Annotated in this window: 1 protein-coding gene and 1 pseudogene; both read left to right on the top strand. The window is 73.3% G+C overall.

From position 1 onward, the window contains the following. Positions 1-135 precede the first annotated feature (135 nt). A pseudogene (locus JS521_RS35745) lies at positions 136-324 on the top strand (daunorubicin/doxorubicin resistance ABC transporter ATP-binding protein DrrA); the annotation flags it as partial. Continuing rightward, positions 321-1160: an ABC transporter permease gene (locus JS521_RS35740; protein ID WP_205087002.1), complete on the top strand. Its 840-nt coding sequence runs from the start codon at positions 321-323 to the stop codon at positions 1158-1160. The pseudogene JS521_RS35745 and the gene JS521_RS35740, both read left to right, overlap by 4 nt. Positions 1161-1206 lie beyond the last annotated feature (46 nt).

Here is a 1206-nt window from a genome sequence, read left to right as displayed (position 1 = left end):
CCGCTCATCTGCTCCCGGTTGCGGCCTCACCCCGGTCCGTGACGAACGCGGGTGGCGGGGCCGGGCCCGCACCGGGGGGGGGGGGGGGGGGGGGGGGGGGGGGGGGGGGGGGGGCGGGGCCCCCCCCCCCGCCGCCCCCGCCGGGTGCACGCCCAGGTCGCCGACCGGGTGGCCGCCCTCACCGAGGTGGCCCGGAGTCTCCAGGACGCCGGCATCGCGGTGGAGGACATCGGGCTGCGCCGGCCGAGCCTGGACGATGTCTTCCTGCGCCTGACAGGGCACGGAACCGAGAACCACGACGCCCTGGAGGTGGCGGCCGCATGACCACGCTCGAACGCAATCCCGCGGCGACGGACGGACCCCCGGTCCGCGGACTCGCCTACTGGGCGGTCGTCGACTGCTGGAACATCACCCGCCGTACCCTCACCCAGTACCAGCGCCAACCCGTCGCCATCGTGTGGCAGTTGGGCTTCCCGATCCTCTCCGTCCTGCTGTACGGATACGTCTTCGGCAGCGCGATGAAGGTGCCCGGCGGCGGGGACTACCGGGAGTTCCTGATGCCCGGCATGTTCGCCATGACCATGGCCATGGGCTTCATGAACACCGCCGTGGCCGTCGTCACCGACGCCTCCAAGGGGGTCGTCGACCGCTTCCGGTCCATGCCGATGGCCCCCTCCGCGTTCGCCTCCGGACGCGGAGCCGCCGACCTGGTGGTGGCCGCCGCCGAGCTGACCATCCTGGCCGTCACGGCACTGCTCATCGGCTGGCGCGCGGACGGCGGCTTGCTGGGCGCGCTTGGGGCGTTCGGGCTGCTCCTGCTGCTGCGGTTCAGCCTGATCTGGGTGGGCGTCTGGCTCGGCATGCTGGTGCCGACCCCGGAGGCGGCGGGCGGGCTGTACGCGGTCGCCTTCCCGCTCACCATGATCTCCAGCACCTTCGTGGCCCCGTCCCTGATGCCGGACTGGCTCGGCTTCGTCGCGGCCTGGAACCCGATCTCCTCGACCGCGACGGCCACCCGCGAACTCTTCGGCAACCCGGTGGCGGGCGGCGGCACCTGGGTCGAGGAACACGCCCTGCTGATGGCCGTGGTGTGGCCCCTCGTGATCACGCTGGTGTTCCTGCCGCTGGCGGTCCGCCGCTTCCAGCGCCTGAGCCGCTGAGGGCCTGAAAAAGGGGCGGTCGGGGCGGGGGCGGAGCGCATAGGGT

The organism is Streptomyces durocortorensis, assembly GCF_016901035.1.
GTDB classification, from domain to species: Bacteria; Actinomycetota; Actinomycetes; order Streptomycetales; family Streptomycetaceae; genus Streptomyces; species Streptomyces durocortorensis.
The sequence above is the reverse complement of the archived record's forward strand: the minus strand, read 5'-3'. Positions and strand labels throughout refer to the sequence as shown.

Excerpts from the sequence above, each read along its gene's own strand:
- JS521_RS35740 (WP_205087002.1), top strand. The coding sequence starts at position 321 with ATGACCACGCTCGAACGCAATCCCGCGGCGACGGACGGACCCCCGGTC.